This window comes from Cryobacterium sp. TmT2-59, from assembly GCF_004403545.1.
GTDB lineage: Bacteria > Actinomycetota > Actinomycetes > Actinomycetales > Microbacteriaceae > Cryobacterium > Cryobacterium shii.
This window is the reverse complement of the sequence record NZ_SOGM01000042.1, coordinates 1-15,509: the sequence shown is the minus strand read 5'-3', so window position 1 is coordinate 15,509 and position 15,509 is coordinate 1. Positions and strand designations below refer to the sequence as shown.

The 15,509-nt window shown below is 69.7% G+C and carries 16 protein-coding genes; 7 read left to right on the top strand and 9 right to left on the bottom strand.

Annotated elements, in window-relative coordinates; translation table 11 throughout:
• Positions 1-229: 229 nt before the first annotated feature.
• Positions 230-1,120, bottom strand: coding sequence for a hypothetical protein (locus E3T24_RS06735; protein ID WP_134410685.1), 891 nt, complete (start codon positions 1,118-1,120; stop codon positions 230-232).
• 67 nt (positions 1,121-1,187) lie between these two features.
• Here E3T24_RS06735 and E3T24_RS06730 point away from each other — a divergent pair, with 67 nt between their 5' ends.
• Positions 1,188-1,658 carry a universal stress protein gene (locus tag E3T24_RS06730; RefSeq protein WP_134365649.1) on the top strand — a complete coding sequence of 157 codons (471 nt, stop codon included), beginning with the start codon at positions 1,188-1,190 and terminating at the stop codon, positions 1,656-1,658.
• A 280-nt stretch (positions 1,659-1,938) separates the two neighbouring features.
• On the opposite strand, the gene E3T24_RS06725 is transcribed toward E3T24_RS06730, so the two are convergent.
• A complete protein-coding gene (locus E3T24_RS06725) occupies positions 1,939-2,316 on the bottom strand; it encodes a PGPGW domain-containing protein (RefSeq protein WP_134365648.1) in 378 nt (125 codons plus the stop codon).
• 154 nt (positions 2,317-2,470) lie between these two features.
• Here E3T24_RS06725 and E3T24_RS06720 point away from each other — a divergent pair, with 154 nt between their 5' ends.
• The 3 genes from E3T24_RS06720 (at position 2,471) to E3T24_RS06710 (ending at position 6,070) form a co-directional block, all read left to right on the top strand.
• The gene (locus E3T24_RS06720) at positions 2,471-3,151 is read left to right on the top strand and encodes an NAD(P)-binding domain-containing protein (RefSeq protein WP_134405017.1); all 681 of its coding nucleotides are present in this window, start codon (positions 2,471-2,473) and stop codon (positions 3,149-3,151) included.
• Positions 3,152-3,241: 90 nt separating this feature from the next.
• A complete protein-coding gene (locus E3T24_RS06715) occupies positions 3,242-3,652 on the top strand; it encodes an Hsp20/alpha crystallin family protein (RefSeq protein ID WP_134365646.1) in 411 nt (136 codons plus the stop codon).
• Positions 3,653-3,913: 261 nt separating this feature from the next.
• Positions 3,914-6,070: a hypothetical protein gene (locus E3T24_RS06710; RefSeq protein WP_134434461.1), complete on the top strand. Its 2,157-nt coding sequence runs from the start codon at positions 3,914-3,916 to the stop codon at positions 6,068-6,070.
• Positions 6,071-6,109: 39 nt separating this feature from the next.
• Here the strand turns inward: E3T24_RS06710 and E3T24_RS06705 are convergent, their stop codons facing one another.
• The gene (locus E3T24_RS06705) at positions 6,110-6,520 is read right to left on the bottom strand and encodes an arsenate reductase ArsC (protein ID WP_134410679.1); all 411 of its coding nucleotides are present in this window, start codon (positions 6,518-6,520) and stop codon (positions 6,110-6,112) included.
• Complete coding sequence (gene arsB / locus E3T24_RS06700) at positions 6,517-7,695, bottom strand: ACR3 family arsenite efflux transporter (RefSeq protein WP_134434460.1); 1,179 nt, start codon at positions 7,693-7,695, stop codon at positions 6,517-6,519. Before arsB ends, E3T24_RS06705 begins: the two co-directional genes overlap by 4 nt.
• Positions 7,696-7,793: 98 nt before the next feature.
• Here arsB and E3T24_RS06695 point away from each other — a divergent pair, with 98 nt between their 5' ends.
• Together E3T24_RS06695 and E3T24_RS06690 are read left to right on the top strand one after the other, a co-directional pair.
• Positions 7,794-8,165 carry a metalloregulator ArsR/SmtB family transcription factor gene (locus tag E3T24_RS06695; protein WP_134365643.1) on the top strand — a complete coding sequence of 124 codons (372 nt, stop codon included), beginning with the start codon at positions 7,794-7,796 and terminating at the stop codon, positions 8,163-8,165.
• Between the two features lie 255 nt (positions 8,166-8,420).
• Positions 8,421-9,242 carry a M23 family metallopeptidase gene (locus tag E3T24_RS06690; RefSeq protein WP_134451754.1) on the top strand — a complete coding sequence of 274 codons (822 nt, stop codon included), beginning with the start codon at positions 8,421-8,423 and terminating at the stop codon, positions 9,240-9,242.
• 124 nt (positions 9,243-9,366) lie between these two features.
• Here E3T24_RS06690 and E3T24_RS18255 read toward each other — a convergent pair whose 3' ends face one another.
• The 4 genes from E3T24_RS18255 to xylA all read right to left on the bottom strand — a co-directional run bounded on the left by E3T24_RS18255 (position 9,367) and on the right by xylA (position 14,235).
• Positions 9,367-9,897 carry a CHY zinc finger protein gene (locus E3T24_RS18255; RefSeq protein ID WP_134434459.1) on the bottom strand — a complete coding sequence of 177 codons (531 nt, stop codon included), beginning with the start codon at positions 9,895-9,897 and terminating at the stop codon, positions 9,367-9,369.
• 117 nt (positions 9,898-10,014) lie between these two features.
• Complete coding sequence (locus tag E3T24_RS06680; RefSeq protein WP_134365137.1) at positions 10,015-10,905, bottom strand: thioredoxin domain-containing protein; 891 nt, start codon at positions 10,903-10,905, stop codon at positions 10,015-10,017.
• A gap of 115 nt (positions 10,906-11,020) precedes the next feature.
• Positions 11,021-12,685, bottom strand: coding sequence for an FGGY family carbohydrate kinase (locus E3T24_RS06675; RefSeq protein ID WP_134434458.1), 1,665 nt, complete (start codon positions 12,683-12,685; stop codon positions 11,021-11,023).
• A 359-nt stretch (positions 12,686-13,044) separates the two neighbouring features.
• Positions 13,045-14,235, bottom strand: coding sequence for a xylose isomerase (gene xylA, locus E3T24_RS06670; protein ID WP_134410673.1), 1,191 nt, complete (start codon positions 14,233-14,235; stop codon positions 13,045-13,047).
• 182 nt (positions 14,236-14,417) lie between these two features.
• Between xylA and E3T24_RS06665 the strand changes: the two genes are divergently transcribed.
• Complete coding sequence (locus E3T24_RS06665; protein WP_198415941.1) at positions 14,418-15,053, top strand: sugar O-acetyltransferase; 636 nt, start codon at positions 14,418-14,420, stop codon at positions 15,051-15,053.
• A 205-nt stretch (positions 15,054-15,258) separates the two neighbouring features.
• Here the strand turns inward: E3T24_RS06665 and E3T24_RS06660 are convergent.
• On the bottom strand, positions 15,259-15,509 hold a 251-nt coding region (locus E3T24_RS06660; RefSeq protein WP_174776540.1), incomplete at its 5' end, for a transposase.

Below are 15,509 nucleotides of genomic sequence, written 5' to 3'. Positions count from 1 at the left end.
AGTGGGCGGCCGGTCCGTGCCGGCTGGGAATCCGGGCGGATGGCCTCCGCCGCCCGGCGGGCGTGTCACCGCAAGTTGTGCTGGCCGGTGTGAGGGCGTCTCTGAAGAAAATGCAGCCTGACCGGGGATCGAGCTCGTCGCGGCCCGGATCTTGCCGGGCCGGGCGCCCGGGTCCTGTGGAGCCGAGGCGCTCAGGGCGATTAAGCTCTGCGCGGAGAACGCGCGACGCTCAGGACCCGGGCAGCAGTCCCTGTTCGCGGCAGGGCTGGCCGCCGACCAGGTTGAGGCAGGACGCGAACGCCGCCGGGTACCCGAGCGCATCCGACGACCCGAACCACTTGTTGTAGAACACCCAGAAGTTCAGGTTGCCGTACGTGGAGCATCCGTCACCGTCGGAGCCCGGCTGGGCGAGCGCCGCGGGGTTCGGCTGGTATGGCGTGTAGTTGTAGAGGTTCGCGGTGGCCTGGTTGCGGATCTCGACCGGTGACGCCCCGCAGGCGGCATCCGGGTTGTAGCTCACGTCGACGCTGCCCACCTGGTAGGTGCGGTCGGGCTCCTGGGTGTACTGCCGAAACTGCCAGGCCGCGCGGTAGACCTGGTTGAAGAACCCGAAGTACTGCGCGTCGCAGTCGGCGGTGTCGGGGCAGCCGTAGCCGGTGGCGCGCAGATAACCGGATGCCGTGGGCCGGGTCAGCAGGGACTGCTCCTTCTGCAGCAGCGCCAGCAGCACGCGCGGGCTGATGGTGCAGGCCTCCGCGACCTTCGCGATGATGCGGCTGGCCGGTTCCGCGGCGGCGCCCGGGTAGGCGGCGCAGTGCCCGGCGCCCTGAGCGGGCTGGGTCACGGTGCTCTCGCGGTACTCCCACAGGCAGGGGACTCCGTCGGATGCGGTGCAGTGCCGCTCCTCCAGGAAGTCCTGGATCTCGTTCGCGGTCATCGCGTCGGGGTTGAAGAAGTTGTAGTCGCTGATGATGGCGCCCGGGTCGAAGACCGCGGGGCCGGCGAGGGTCTCGATCTTGCGCACGGTTCCGCCCCAGAACAGCCCCACGCCCACCACGACCAGCGTGACGAGCGTGACCAGCGCGAGCAGTTTGCGACGTGGCGTCCGCAGGTACGTCATGGGGGAGACCTTACCGCCACGCGGCGGGAGAGTGCTGGGAAGGCCCGGCCAGGAGTAGCGTGGGGTCATGTCGGACCTACAGCCAGAACAGCCCCCGCTCCCTCCGAACAGCATCGTGGTCGGCCACGATGGGTCGGACTACGCCACCCATGCCCTGAGCGCCGCCCTCGAGATCGCCGGGCAGTTGCACGCGCCCGTCGTGGTGGTGCGCGCCTGGTCCATTGACACGGCCTCGCGGCCGGCCAACTGGGAATTCGGCTACGTCTCCTCCCTCGAGGAGTATGCCGAGGCGGTGCGCGACGAACTTGCCCGCGATGTGCGCGCCGAGGTGGCGAAGCATCCGGATGTCGAGGTCGACTACCGCGCCGTCTACGCGAGCCCGGTGAAGTGCCTGACCGAGATCGCCAAGGGTGCACGGATGCTCGTGGTGGGCCCCCGAGGTCGCGGCGGCCTGGCCGGCATGCTGCTCGGCTCGGTCAGTGAGCAGTGCGTGCGGCACGCGAAGTGCCCCGTGCTGGTCGTGCGTCCGACCAGCTGACCGTAGTTCCGCCCATCGGCACCTCTGTCGTCGGGGCGTCGGGGCGCTGACGCGTCGAGGCACTGACGCGTCGGGGCACTGACGCGTCGAGGCGCTGAACCAATTCGACGGAGATTTTTCGGAAAAGGGCTCTGTCGCCGGAGTGTCGGGCCCGTTTCGGCCGGTTCTGGTCAAAATCTCCGTCGAATTCGTTAGGGGAGCGGGGCCGGGCCGGGCATAGCGGGGCGCCCGCTTCGGCCGTGGCGCTCGTCGCCGACGGAGAGAGCCCGGCGTGCCGGGCCTAGGCGGATTCGATTCCGTAGGCGCGCGGTGAGCGGTCGGCGCGCCGGGCCCTGGCCGCGGCTCGCCGGGTCTTCCACCAGCCCCAGACGCTGGTGAGGATGCGCCGGAGCAGCACGCCGACGCGGTGCGCGGCGGGGAACTCCGTGCCCAGGATGGCGATCCCGAGGAACACGACCAGCCAGCCGGGCCCGGGCAGGGGCACAAGCAGGAGACCGAGGGTGACCACGAACGCGCCGAGCAGGCCGACGGCCAGCCGGTACAGCCAGCGGATGCGCGGATACCGCTCCACCCAGGCCCGGCACCGGCGCAGCAACCGCCGGATGGGATGGTGCGAACCGCTGCCTTGGTCGATCTCGCGCTGGAGGGTGTCGGACATGCGTTCAGGCTAGGTCGGGTGCCTGTGAACCGGCTGCGTCACATCCGTTGGCGTCATCTCGCCCCAGTGGCGCGAACGCGGTCATAATGCACGAGAGAATCACTCGGACTGAGCCGGCCCAACCTCACCTGCACGACATGAAGGAGTACCGATCATGAAGATTGCCCTTCTGGGTACGGGAACCGTGGGGCGGATGCTGGGAGCGGCGCTGGCCGGGCAGGGCCACGAGGTCACGCTCGGCACCCGGGACCCGGCCGGCACACTGGCCCGGGTGGGCGCGGACGCGATGGAGAGCCCGCCGATCTCGGAGTGGTTCACGGCGCATCCCGGGATCGGCCTGGCCCGCTTCGCCCGCGCGGCCGAAGCCACCGAACTGGTGGTGAACGCCACCAACGGCGCGGCCTCGCTCACCGTGCCGGCCCGCACCGGGGCCGGCAACCTGGCCGGCAAGGTGCTGCTGGACATCGCCAATCCGCTGGACTTCTCGCACGGGATGCCGCCGTCGCTCACGGTCTGCAACCGGGATTCACTGGGCGAGCAGATCCATCGGGCCTATCCCGCGGCGAAGGTGGTCAAGTCGCTCAACACGATGAGCGCCGCTCTGATGATGAACCCGGGCCTGGTGGCCGGGGGCGAGCACAGCGTCTTCGTGTCGGGCAACGACGCCGAGGCGAAGAAGACGGTGACCGCTCTGCTGACCGATCTGGGGCACACGGATGTGATCGACCTCGGCGACATCACGACCGCGCGGACCTCGGAAATGTTGCTGCCGATCTGGCTGAGGCTGTGGGGAGCCCTCGGCACCCCCTTGCTGAACTTCAAGATCGTGCGCTGAGGCGCACCGGCACGGCCGAGCGCGCCGCCGTGCCGCGGGGTACTGTATGCGGCATCCGGAGCAACACAGGAACATGGAGGAGACATCATCATGGCTGCCATTGCAAAACGCGAACGTTTCGAAATGCCGGAGCCCGTCCGGCGCTTCTTCGAGGGGGACTGGGACACCCCGACCATGCGGGTGGAGGAGTTCCGCGACGGCAACAGTCTCGTGATCAAGGCGGAAATGCCCGGCATCGACCCGGAGAAGGATGTCGACATCTCCGTGAGCGAGGGAGTGCTGCACATCCAGGCGCAGCGGGAGGAAAAATCCGAGTACAAGGGCAAGGACGGCTACCGGTCCGAATTCCGGTACGGGTCGTTCCTGCGGGACATCGCGCTGCCGCGGGGGTGCAAGGAAGAGGAAGTGACGGCCTCCTATCGGGACGGCATGCTCGAGGTGCGAGTGCCGGTGCCCGAGCAGGCGGAGTCGAGCAAAAAGGTTCCGGTCATCCGAAGCTGAGCCACACGGATGCGTCCGGTCGGGTTGAGCGGAGCGGATCTGTTCCGCAGGTTCTCCCCTGGAACCCGCCCGACAGTGCCCGTTCCGGTCGAGAGTGCCCGCTGTGCGAGTCACTCTCGACCGGAACGGGCACTTTCACGGTCGCGTCCGGTCGGACCCCGAATGGGGGACGTAATCGACCGATTCTCTTGACAGGCCGCACCTTAACCGGTTTAGTTGGGACTACTGAACCGGTTCAACGCTCGAACCAGGAGAGAAGACATGACGTACAACGCTGTTCGCTCACATACGACACGATCTCGATCGACCAGGAAGACCGTGGCCCTCGCCGCCGCGGTTTCGATGATCCTGATGGGAGCCGGGACCGCCGCCGCGGCCGCATCGCCGCCCGGCAGCATCCGTTCCGCCCCGGCGGCCTCCGCGCCGTCGACCCAGCCGTCGACCCAGCCGTCGCCCCAACCGTCGACCCCGCCGCTGACCAACCTGTCCCACCTCGACTTCTTGCTCGACACCGTGCCGTTGACCGCCCTGCCGGAGCACACGACCTACCGTCTCGCCGAGCAGCCTACCGCGCAGGCGCCGTGGACCTACTCGAACAAGTTGGCGGACGGAACCTACGACCGGGTCGGCGGCGGGTCGCTCGACCCCGCGACCGGGCACTGGAGCCAGGGTGCGTTCAACGCCGACGACATCGCCCGCACGGCGGTCGTCTACCTGCGCCACTGGCAGCTGACCGGCGACGCCGCCAGCCGGGAACACGCGCTGCAGACGCTGCGCTCCCTGACCTACCTGCAGACCGCGAGCGGGCCGAACGCCGGCAACGTCGTGCTCTGGCAGCAGGCCGACGGCACCCTGACGCCCAGCGCCACCCCGGTGGAACTGCCCGACCCGAGCGACTCGGCCGAGTCCTACTGGGTGGCCCGCACCGTCTGGGCCCTCGGCGAGGGCTACGCGGCGTTCAAGGACGCCGACCCCGAGTTCGCCGCGTTCCTGCAGGAGCGGCTGCACCTCTCACTCGACTCCCTCGAGCGCCAGTCGCTCGGCAAGCACGACACCTTTGACATCGCCGACGGCGTGAAGGTGCCGGCCTGGCTGATCGCGGGCGGGGCGGATGCCTCCGCCGAGGCCGCCCTCGGCCTCTCCGCCTACGTCGTGGCCGCCCCGGCCGACGAATCCGCGCGCACCGCCCTCACCCAGCTCACGGAAGGTGTCGCCGCGATGTCCTCCGGCTCCGCCAGCCAGTGGCCCTTCGGCGCGATCATGCCCTGGAACAAGTCGCAGACCCTCTGGCACGCGTGGGGTGGGCTCACCCCGGCATCCGTCGCCACCGCCTCTACCGTGCTCGGCCGCTCCGACCTGCTCGCCGCCGCCGTCAAGGACACCGCCCAGTTCACCCCGCAGCTGCTCGCCGCGGGCGGACCGGACAACGCCTGGAGCCCCACTCCCGGCGAAGCGCAGATCGCCTACGGCGTGGACTCCCGCGTGCAGGGACTCGTCGCGACCGCGAAGGCCGCGAACGCCCCCGGTCTGATCGACCTGGCGGCCGTGACCGCCGGCTGGTTCTTCGGCGCCAACCCCAACGGCGCCCCGGCCTACAACCCGGCCACGGGAACCTCCATCGACGGCATCGAGCAGGACGGCCGTCTCAACCCCAACTCGGGCGCTGAATCCACCATCCACGCCCTGATGACCATGCTCACCCTGGACGCGAACCCGGTGCTGAAGGCGAAGGCCCTCGGCATCGACAAGACCGTCGCGACCGTCGGGCTGAGCGTCGTCGAGGCCGAGTCCGGCACCATCTCCGGCAGCGGAACCGTGGTGCGGCCGCCGTCCTCCTGGACCGGCGAGGCCAACATCTCCGGCGGGGCCTACGTGGCCCTGGCCGCGGGGGACTCGCTCCGCATCCCCGTCCCTGCCGCCGACCAGACCCGCAATGTGTACCCGATCGTGAACCAGACCGAGGCGGCTTCCGGCGCAACGGCCTGGTCCTCCGCCACGGCGACACTGGGCAGCACGGATAACGGCGGCGCGGGGGCACAGGGCATCACGGATGCCCCGGGACGCCTGTTCCCGCTCTCGCTGCAGCAGGCGCTCCCGGCCGCGGACACCGCGGTCGTCGGGGCTGCCGACGGGGCGGCATCCGTTGACGCGCTGCTGATTCAGCCGCTCATCTCGTCGATCTCGGTGACCGGGCCGGCTGGGGACTCCACCGTCTACGTCAGCGCGGCGAACGCGCCGACCGTGCGCACGGTGCTCGTGCCGCGCGGACACCGGCTGGAGCAGCAGGCCTTCGACAACACCGGCAAGCCGATCGCGCCCACCCGCGCCGACATGAAGGCCGACAAGAAGGCGTCGAAGACGGGTGCCGTGACCGTTCTCGCTGGCGGCTTCACCGTGACGAAGCTGGTGCTCAAGTAGAGCGGCCCCTTCGCCGGGGCCCACACTGTGGCGTGGGGGTCAGGCCGTGGCGGGGAGGATCTCGGCGAGCAGGGCCTGGATGCGGGCCTTGATCTCGTCGCGGATCGGGCGCACGGATTCGATGCCCTGGCCGGCCGGGTCGGCGAGTTCCCAGTCCTCGTAGCGCTTGCCGGGGAAGATCGGGCAGGTGTCGCCGCAGCCCATGGTGATCACGACATCCGATTCCTTGACGGCCTCGGTGGTGAGGATCTTCGGCACGTTGTGGGCGATGTCGATGCCCTCCTCGGCCATGGCCTCGATCGCGACTGGGTTGATCTGGTCCTTGGGCGCCGAGCCGGCGGAGAGCACCTCGACGCGGCCCGCGGAGAGAGCCGTCATGTAGCCGGCGGCCATCTGGGAGCGGCCCGCGTTGTGCACGCAGACGAAGAGAACGGTGGGCTTGTCGGTCATGATCGCGGTTCCAATTCGGTTGTGGGGGAGGGGTGTCCGGTGTCGCCAGACGGATGCCGGGTGTCACTGGGGAACAGGCGGGGCCGCAGCCAGAGGGCCACGTAGACGAGGGCGACCAGGGCCGGGACCTCGATCAGCGGGCCGACGATGCCGGCCAGGGCCTGGCCGCTGGTGGCGCCGAAGGTGCCGATGGCAACGGCGATCGCCAGTTCGAAGTTGTTGCCGGCCGCCGTGAATGCGAGGGTCGTGGTGCGCGCGTAGGCGAGGCCGGCGATTTTTCCGGTCACGAATCCGGCGGCGAACATGATGGCGAAGTAGGCCAGCAGCGGCAAGGCGATGCGGGCCACGTCGAAGGGCCGCTCGATCACCTGGCTGCCCTGCAGTGCGAACAGGAGCACGATCGTGAACAGCAGGCCGTAGAGGGCGAACGGGCCCACCTTCGGCAGGAACCGGGACTCGTACCAGGCGCGCCCGCGGGTGGCCTCGCCGACCCGGCGGGACAGATAGCCGGCCAGCAGCGGGATGCCGAGGAAAACGAGCACGCTGACCGTGATCGCCCCGATCGAGAAGTCCGCGCTCGTGGTCGACAGGCCGAGCCAGGCCGGGAGCACCTGGAGGTAGAACCAGCCCAGGGCGGCGAAGGCCAGCACCTGGAAGACGGAGTTGAGCGCCACCAGGAACGCGGCCGCCTCTCGGTCGCCGCAGGCCAGGTCGTTCCAGATCAGCACCATGGCGATGCAGCGGGCGAGGCCCACGACGATCAGGCCGGTGCGGTATTCGGGCAGGTCCGGCAGGAAGATCCAGGCGAGGGCGAACATCAGCGCCGGGCCGACGAGCCAGTTCAGCACCAGCGACGAGATCAGGAGCCGCCGGTCGCCGGCGACGGCGCGGGCATCCGAGTAGCGCACCTTCGCCAGCACCGGATACATCATCACGAGCAAGCCGACAGCGATCGGCACGCTGACCGAGCCGATCGTGAACGCGCTGAGCAGGTCGCCGACACCCGGCGCGAACACCGCCAGGAGCAGTCCCGCGGCCATGGCGGCGAGGATCCAGACCGGCAGGAGCCGGTCGGTGGCGCCGAGCTGCGCCGGGGCGTCGGGCTGTGCGCCCGGCTGGGCGTCGTGCTGAAGGGAGGGCCGTGCGGAAACGGCGGGTGGTTCGGGGGAAGGCATCTGGCTCCATCAGCATCCGTGGCATAAAATCGACGTGCGTCGATAGGGAGTCTGACCAACGCATCGATGGATGTCAATTTATGGGGGATACTGTTCACATGTCGTTCACCGTTGCCCCTCCCGCGCCGGACTCGACGCCCGTCGACACGGACACCGCCGCCTGCTGCGCGCCGGCCAGCCGTGAGGCGATCGGGGCAGCGGATGCCGAGAAGCTCGCCCGGTCGCTAAAGGCCGTCGCCGACCCGGCCCGGCTGCGCCTGGTGTCGCTCGTGGCGGCGCACGCCGACGAGGAAGCCTGCGTCTGCGACCTGACCGAACCGCTCGGACTCAGCCAGCCCACCGTGTCGCACCACCTCAAGGTGCTGGTGGATGCCGGAATCCTGACCCGCGACAAGCGCGGCACCTGGGCGTATTACCGCCTTGTTCCCGGGGCTCTCGACTCGCTGGCGGGGTTACTCGCCGGTCTCTGAACCCGTTGTCTGGGCGAAATAAAACAGCCCGGAGCACACTTTTTAATTTGACGCCAGACCTTGCATTCTCAGGATAGCGAGGTATTCTCAAGTCTTGCGTGCCCGGCCCCCGACGTCCGGACGCGCCCTGGACACTTCCCCTGGGGGAGCGTCGTTCCCGTGGGCCTCGATCCGCGCCGCGAACGCCTGTTCCGTCTGAGTGAGGATCCATCCTCACCTGACCCGCGTAGCCGCGCTGACGAGAGTTGTTTTACCATGCCCATTCGCACATTCCGCCTGCCCACCGCCCTCCGGCGGAAGGGGCCCGCCCCCGCCCCTGCAGCGACGGACACCCGAGCCCGGCGGCCGTTCCGGGCCCTGCCGCCGGCGGCCGCCGTCGCCATGCTCCTGGCCGGACTCCTCACCGCGACCCTCGCCATTCCGGCGCAGGCCTCGGAACTCGACCACGCGTCGGGCCTGCCCAACGGCGTGCCGCCCGCCGTCGCCATCGGGCCGGCACAGAGCCTGCCCGCCAGCACGGCGACCACGGATCTAATCCAGCGCGACGGGTTCTCCGTCACGGAGGCCGCCGCTCCGGCCCCCGTCGCAGCCCCGGCCGCGAGCGCAGCAGCAGCCCCGGCTCCCGCCGCCCCCGCCCCGGTGCAGCCTGCCATCCGCTGGCCGTTCCCCTCGGCCGTGCGCCTGTCCGACACCTTCGGCCCGAGGGAAGCGCCCTGCGACGGATGCTCCACCTTCCACAAGGGACTTGACATGCTCCCCGGCGAGGGCGCTGCGGTCGGCGCGGTCGCGGACGGCGTGGTTCGGTCCGCCTCGGCCTCCGATGACGGCGGCCTCGGCGTTCACGTTGTGATCGACCACACGGTGGACGGGCGACTCGTGAGCAGCGTCTACGCGCACTTCCAGGCCGGCTCGCTGCAGGTGTCTCCCGGCCAGTCCATCACCGTCGGGCAGCACCTCGGCAATGTGGGCAGCACCGGGCAGAGCACCGGCCCCCACCTGCACTTCGAGATCCTGCTCGACGGGGTCACCCCCACCGACCCGTACGCCTGGCTGATGCAGTACGCCGGCGCGATGTAGCTTGCTGCCGCGCGCTGTCACGCGCTTCCGCCGGGGGCCGGCGCGAGGACCGTGGCGAGTGCGGTGCTCGCGGGGCCTGCGATGAGCCCGGGCGATGAGCCCCGCGCGGATCCTGGCGAGAACGTCAGGCGAGCGCCTCGGGGACGTCGAAGTACAGGTGGGCGTGGGTGCGGCATCCGTCGTTGAAGGCCGCGTCGCACCGGGGGCACCGGTCGGTCTCGCGGTAGTCGGCGATCGACAGGGTGTCGCCGCAGGCGCCGCAGAGGATGGCGTGTTCCGCCCAGCGATCGGCCGGCCACTGCCGGGCCGGATGCGTCTCGGCGGCCGCGTGGCACTGATAGCACGGGTAGAAACGCTCGCAGCAGACGAACTTGATGGCCACGACGTCCCGCTCGGTGCGGTAGTGCGCGCAGCGCGTCTGGTCATCGACGGTCTGGCCGTGCACCGTATGCTCCTGCGCCGGGTCTGCGGGCGCCGGCTCTGCGGGCGCCGGCTCTGCGGGCGCCGGCTCTGCGGGCGCCGGCTGGCCGTGCTCGGTCCGGCCGTGCACGGTTTGGCTGGGCACCGGGCGGTCGTCGACGGCCTTTCCGTTCGCCGACCCTTCGGGCACCGGTCGCGAGGTCGCGGGGTCGGTCTCAGGATCGGTCTCGTGCATGCCGGTCCTTCCGCTTCGTCTCGTTCGCCGAGTTCGCCACTTCCGGTCGATCACGCCAGGTGTGCCTGACGATCTCGACCGGAAGTGGCGAACTCGAGTGCTGCTGCCACTCGGCTGCTACTTGGCCGGTGCGGCGGTGGCCTGGGCGGTCACGAAGCTCTCGAAAGCGGCCGGGTCGTCGAGGGCACCCGTGTAGGCGACACCGTTGACGAGCACGGTGGGCGTGCCCTTGATCTGCTTGATGTCGGCGTTGGGCAGCGGTCCCTTGAGAGCGCGATCGGTCGACGCGGCGACCCAGTCGGTGAAGGTCTGGTCGGTGATGCAGCCGGCCACATCCTTGTCGGTGACCCCGGCATCCGTGACCAGGCTGACGATTTGCTTGTCGGTCAGGCCGGTGGTCTGCTCGGCCGGCTGGTTCTTGAACAGTGCCGTGTTCACGGCGAGGAAGGAGTCCGGCTGGAAGTTCGCGACGCAGGCCGCGGCGTTGGCCGCCCGGGTCGGGTACTTGCTGCCGGCCGAGCCCTGGTCGAGGATCGAGATCGGGTGGAATTCGAGGGTCGCGTTGCCGGCGGACACCCAGGTGGCGATCTGCTCGCCGTTCGTCGCCTCGAACTGGCCGCAGAACGGGCACAGGTAGTCCGCGTAGATCGCGATGTTGGCGGTGTCGGTCATCTTCGACTGGTCCGTCGCGATGGGCTTCGCGTCGGCGGCGAGCGCGTCGGTCGTAACCGCGGTGATCGAGGTGCCGTCGCCGGTGAGCAGGATGCCGTCGCTCGCCATGTTCGCCGGGCGGACCGCGGCCGAGCCCGGGCCGGTGCTGTTCACGATCACGAGGGTGACGATCACGGCGGCGGCGATGATGCCGGCGCCGATGCCGCCGCGCAGCAGCCAGCGCTTGCGCTTATCGCGCTTCTGCTGTTCCTCGCGCATCAGGCGGGCGCTCTCGCGCGCCGCGTCCCGGCGGTCTTTTTTCGGGGGGACTGGCTTGCCGTAGGCATTGCTATTCATGGACTCTGTGCACCGTTTCGTCGCGACTGACTCGTCGTTTGGCTTGTCGTTCCAAGGTTAGAGGGTCAGAAACGCGTGGGGGTGGCCACCGGCTGTGAGGCGCCTGTGAGCCGAGTCAGGGCTGTGTCCGGTGGGCGACATACTGGGCACGGATGACGGGGCGGAAGTCCGATTCCGGCTCGGCGGCGAGGGAGACCGGCCAAACCGGCCGATGACCCGTGAGCGTCCAGGCAGCCTGCGCGGCGGCGCCGTCCGCGACATATTCGCCGGGGGTGGGCACGACGACCCGGGCGTCGAACACTTCCGCGGCGATCGTGCGCACGGCCGGGTTCTGGGCCGCGCCCCCGATCAGGAGGATGCGGCGGACCTCAACCCCCTGGGCACGCACCGCGTCGAGGCCGTCGGCGAGGCCGCAGAGCAGTCCCTCGATGGCGGCGCGGGCGAGTCCGGGCCGGGTGGCCGAGGCGAGGGTGAGGCCGAACAGGGAGGCGGTTGCGTCGGGCAGATTCGGTGTGCGCTCGCCCTCGAAGTATGGCTGGAGCACGAGCCCGTGTGCGCCGGGTCGGGCCTCGAGCGCGAGCCGGCCGAGCTCGTCGTGGTCCACGCCGAGCAGCCCGCACACGGCGTCGAGCACCCGGGCCGCATTGAGAGTCGCGACCAGGGGGAGGAAGAGCCCGCCGGCGTCGGCGAAGCCGGCGACCGTGCCGGTGGAATCCGCGACCGGGTGGTCGGTGACCGCGAAGACGGTGCCGCTGGTCCCGATCGACACGATCACGTCGCCGTCGGCCGCTCCGAGGCCGAGCGCGGCCCCGGCATTGTCTCCGGCGCCGGCGCCAACCGCGATGCCCGCTGGGATCGAATTCGACGGAGATTTTGCTGCAAAAGGTGCGTTCTCGGTGGTTTCGCACCCAGATTCGTCAAAATCTCCGTCGAATTGGTTCGGGCCAGCGACGTTTGCCGCTGCCGCTGCCGCTGCCGCTGCCGCTGCCGCTGCCGCTGCCGCTGCCGCTGCCGCTGCCGCTGCCGCTGCCGCTGCCGCAGAGGCTGCGCCACCGGCGTTGGCGACGGGCGCGACGGGCGCGACGGGCGCGACGGGCGCGACGGTGAGGCTCACGGTCGTGCCGGCGGAGTCACCGGGTCCGAGCACCCGCGGCAGGATCGCGGCGTGCCCGAGGGCTCGTTCGAACAGGTCGAGGTCGTATTCGCCGGTCAGGGGCGACCAATAGCCGGTGCCGCTCGCGTCGGAGCGGTCGGTGGTCAGGGCGGTGAGGTTCGGGCCGAGGGGGCTCGTGGCGGTCGGGCCGTAGCCGAGCAGCCGCCAGGTGAGCCAGTCGTGCGGCAGGGCGACTGCGGCGACCCGGGCCGCATTGGCGGGTTCGGCATCCCGCAGCCAGCGCAGTTTGGTGGCCGTGAACGAGGCGACCGGTACGACGCCGGTGCGGCGCGCGTACTCCCCGGCGCCCACCTCGGCAATCAGGGCGGTGGCGGCAGGGGCGCTGCGGGTGTCGTTCCAGAGCAGGGCCGGGCGGATGACCTGGCCGGCCCGGTCGAGCACGACCATGCCGTGCTGCTGCGCCGCAATGGAGATCGCGGCCACGTTCTCGAGCCCGCCGGCATCGAGAAGCGCGGAGTTCAAGGCGTCCCACCAGACCTGCGGGTCGACCTCGGTGCCGTCCGGATGCGCCGCGCGCCCGCTGCGCACGAGGGCACCGGTTACGGCATCCCGGATGACGACCTTGCAGCTTTGGGTCGAGGAATCGACTCCGGCAACCAGTGTCATGGCTATATTCTCCGCTCGGTTGGTGGTTGGTCAGGTGCATAACTCCTGCAATTCCTGTCCGGGGAAACCGGAGGCCGCGGAATTCCGGGTGCGGGCGAGCCTGCGCCGCGGAATTCCGGGTGCGGGCGAGCCTGCGCCGCGGAATTCCGGGTGCGGGCGAGCCTGCGCCGTCGAATTCCAGGAGTTATGCGCGGGGTGGGGTGGCAAAACGGGAGAGACGGTGCTGCGGCGGCCGCGGGGCCAACTCAGGAGAAACGGATGCCGCGGGCCAGGGCGCCGCGGACCCGGTGCGGGATCCCGGGACTCGCCCGGCGGCATCCGTTGGATCTCCTGACTTGGCCACAGGGGGCCGGGGCTGGCTAGCGCGCGCCGAGCAGGTGTTCGAGGGCCAGCTGCTGCAGCCGCACGAAGCCGAAGCCCTTGCCGCCGAAGTACGCGTCCGTGTCGAAGTCCTCGTAGGAGGCGCGGTCTGCGATCAGGTCGTCGTAGCTTTCGCCGGCGGCGAGGGTCGGCAGGGCCAGTTCCGGCACCAGCGACGCGGCGAGCATCTGCTGCACCTCGGGGTCGGCGCGGAACGCCCGGGCGCGTTCCTTGAGCAGCAGGTAGGTCTGGATGTTCGCGGACGCCGAGTCCCACACGCCGGTGATGTCCTCGGTGCGGCTGGGCTTGTAATCGAAGTGGCGCGGCCCGTCGTAGGCGGGGCCGCCGTTCGGGCCGCCGTTCTCGAGCAGGTCGACGAGAGCGAACGCATTGTGCAGATCGCCGTGGCCGAAGACCAGGTCCTGGTCGTACTTGATACCGCGCTGGCCGTTGAGGTCGATGTGGAACAGCTTGCCCTGGTAGAGCGCCTGGGCGATGCCGGCGGCGAAGTTGAGCCCGGCCATCTGCTCGTGGCCGACCTCGGGGTTCACGCCGACCAGTTCGGGGCGCTCGAGCGTGGTGATGAACGCCATGGCGTGCCCGACCGTCGGCAGCAGGATATCGCCGCGGGGTTCGTTCGGCTTAGGTTCGATCGCGAAACGGATGTCGTAGCCCTTGTCGGTGACGTAGTCGCCGAGCAGGTTGACGGCCTCGCGGTACCGCTCGAGAGCCGAACGGATGTCCTTGGCCGAGTCGTACTCGGCGCCCTCGCGGCCGCCCCACATCACGAACGTCTTCGCGCCGAGCTCGGCGGCGAGGTCGAGGTTGCGCAGCACCTTGCGGAGCGCGAAGCGGCGCACGCTGCGGTCGTTCGAGGTGAAGCCGCCGTCCTTGAAGACCGGTGCGCTGAACAGGTTGGTGGTGATCATCGGAATGATCAGGCCGGTGTCGGCGCAGGCCTGCTTGACGCGGTCGATCTGGGACTGGCGGGCGGCATCCGTGGAGCCGAAGGCGAACAGGTCGTCGTCGTGGAAGGTCAGGCCGTAAGCGCCGATCCGGGCCAGGTTCTCGACGGCGTCGACGATGTCCAGCGGCGGACGGGTCGGCCCACCGAACGGGTCTGCGCCGTTGTAGCCGATGGTCCACAGGCCAAAGGAGAACTTGTCTGCGGGGGTGGGCGTGAGTGCCATGGTGATCCTTGTCTGTCAGCGACGTCGATGATTTGTTGGAGCTAGAAACATATTAGGGGAAATCCCGGCGATGCGCCACCGGAAGCGACGCATTGGCCGCGACAGCTCATCGATCACCACGTGACGGGCTCCGGAGCGCAGTGGGCCGGGGTCGGAGCTGTCTGAGAATTAGGATTATGTTTATGGATCAAACAAATCGTCCCACGCCGGATCCCGAGCGCTCGGAGTACGACAAGATGGTGGCGGGGGACTGGTACCGGTATCGTGCCGGCCCCGAACTCGCCGAGATGACCATCGCCACGCAGCGCACCTGTCGGCGGATCACCGCTCTCTTCGATGAGGATCGGGATGCAGCCCAGGCGCTGTTCGTCGACATGCTCGGCACGGCCGGGGACGTACTGGACTTCCGGCCGCCGCTGTACCTGGACTACGGCTCGCGGCTGCACGTGGGCGCCGACACCTTCATCAACGCCGACTTCCTGACCCTCGGCGGCGGGGAGATCACGATCGGGCGGAACGTCCTGATCGGGCCCAGCGCCCGCCTGTATACCCCGATCCACGCGCTCGACATCGACGAGCGACGGGCCGGCTACGAGCGGGTGCTGCCGATCCATATCGGCGACGACGTGTGGCTCGGCGGCAACGTCGTGGTGTGCCCCGGCGTCACCATCGGTGCCGGCAGCGTGATCGGCGCCGGCTCCGTCGTCACCCGCGACGTGCCGCCGGGAGTAATCGCCGTCGGCAACCCGGCCCGCGTCGTTCGCACGCTCGAGCCGGGCGAACAGGCCGAACCGGGCGAGGCCGCGCCCGAGGACTAGGAGCGTGTGTCAGTAACGCCTATTCGAAGTTGATGCGACGAGATCCGGGCCGATTTGGCCGCAGCGGGCGGGGCGTTGCTGTGGCGGTCGTCGTGGACTTCGGGGTCTGCGTTGTTCTCGTGCCGACTGAGAATAGGGCCAGTGCCGCGTTGGCGGCAGTAGGTCGAGGCCGCTGGCGCCCGGCAGGGCGGCTCTGCCCTGGACCTTAGGTTGCCGGGCGGGCTGTCAGTGCGGCTTGCGTGGCGAGGAGAGCCATGGTGTGCACGGTGTGCAGCTTCATCAGGTTGTGGCAGGCAGCGATCAGGTCCCACTCGTGGGCTGCTTGCTCCAACCCTCGGAGCAGAACGAATTTTCCTTGTCGGGTGTGGATCTGACCGAACACGGGCTCCACGATTGCCTTCCGCCGCGCATAGGCCGCGCGGCCCTTCTTCGTCTTCAGCTTCCGCGCCATGCGTT

Excerpts from the sequence above, each read along its gene's own strand:
- E3T24_RS06705 (WP_134410679.1), bottom strand. The coding sequence starts at position 6,520 with ATGACCGACAAGCCCACCGTTCTCTTCGTCTGCGTGCACAACGCGGGC.
- E3T24_RS06690 (WP_134451754.1), top strand. The coding sequence starts at position 8,421 with ATGCCCATTCGCACATTCCGCCTGCCCACCGCCCTCCGGCGGAAGGGG.
- E3T24_RS06665 (WP_198415941.1), top strand. The coding sequence starts at position 14,418 with ATGGATCAAACAAATCGTCCCACGCCGGATCCCGAGCGCTCGGAGTAC.
- arsB (WP_134434460.1), bottom strand. The coding sequence starts at position 7,695 with ATGCCTTCCCCCGAACCACCCGCCGTTTCCGCACGGCCCTCCCTTCAG.
- E3T24_RS06735 (WP_134410685.1), bottom strand. The coding sequence starts at position 1,120 with ATGACGTACCTGCGGACGCCACGTCGCAAACTGCTCGCGCTGGTCACG.
- E3T24_RS06710 (WP_134434461.1), top strand. The coding sequence starts at position 3,914 with ATGACGTACAACGCTGTTCGCTCACATACGACACGATCTCGATCGACC.
- E3T24_RS06720 (WP_134405017.1), top strand. The coding sequence starts at position 2,471 with ATGAAGATTGCCCTTCTGGGTACGGGAACCGTGGGGCGGATGCTGGGA.
- E3T24_RS06695 (WP_134365643.1), top strand. The coding sequence starts at position 7,794 with ATGTCGTTCACCGTTGCCCCTCCCGCGCCGGACTCGACGCCCGTCGAC.
- E3T24_RS06725 (WP_134365648.1), bottom strand. The coding sequence starts at position 2,316 with ATGTCCGACACCCTCCAGCGCGAGATCGACCAAGGCAGCGGTTCGCAC.
- E3T24_RS06680 (WP_134365137.1), bottom strand. The coding sequence starts at position 10,905 with ATGAATAGCAATGCCTACGGCAAGCCAGTCCCCCCGAAAAAAGACCGC.
- E3T24_RS06730 (WP_134365649.1), top strand. The coding sequence starts at position 1,188 with ATGTCGGACCTACAGCCAGAACAGCCCCCGCTCCCTCCGAACAGCATC.
- xylA (WP_134410673.1), bottom strand. The coding sequence starts at position 14,235 with ATGGCACTCACGCCCACCCCCGCAGACAAGTTCTCCTTTGGCCTGTGG.
- E3T24_RS06715 (WP_134365646.1), top strand. The coding sequence starts at position 3,242 with ATGGCTGCCATTGCAAAACGCGAACGTTTCGAAATGCCGGAGCCCGTC.
- E3T24_RS06675 (WP_134434458.1), bottom strand. The coding sequence starts at position 12,685 with ATGACACTGGTTGCCGGAGTCGATTCCTCGACCCAAAGCTGCAAGGTC.
- E3T24_RS18255 (WP_134434459.1), bottom strand. The coding sequence starts at position 9,897 with ATGCACGAGACCGATCCTGAGACCGACCCCGCGACCTCGCGACCGGTG.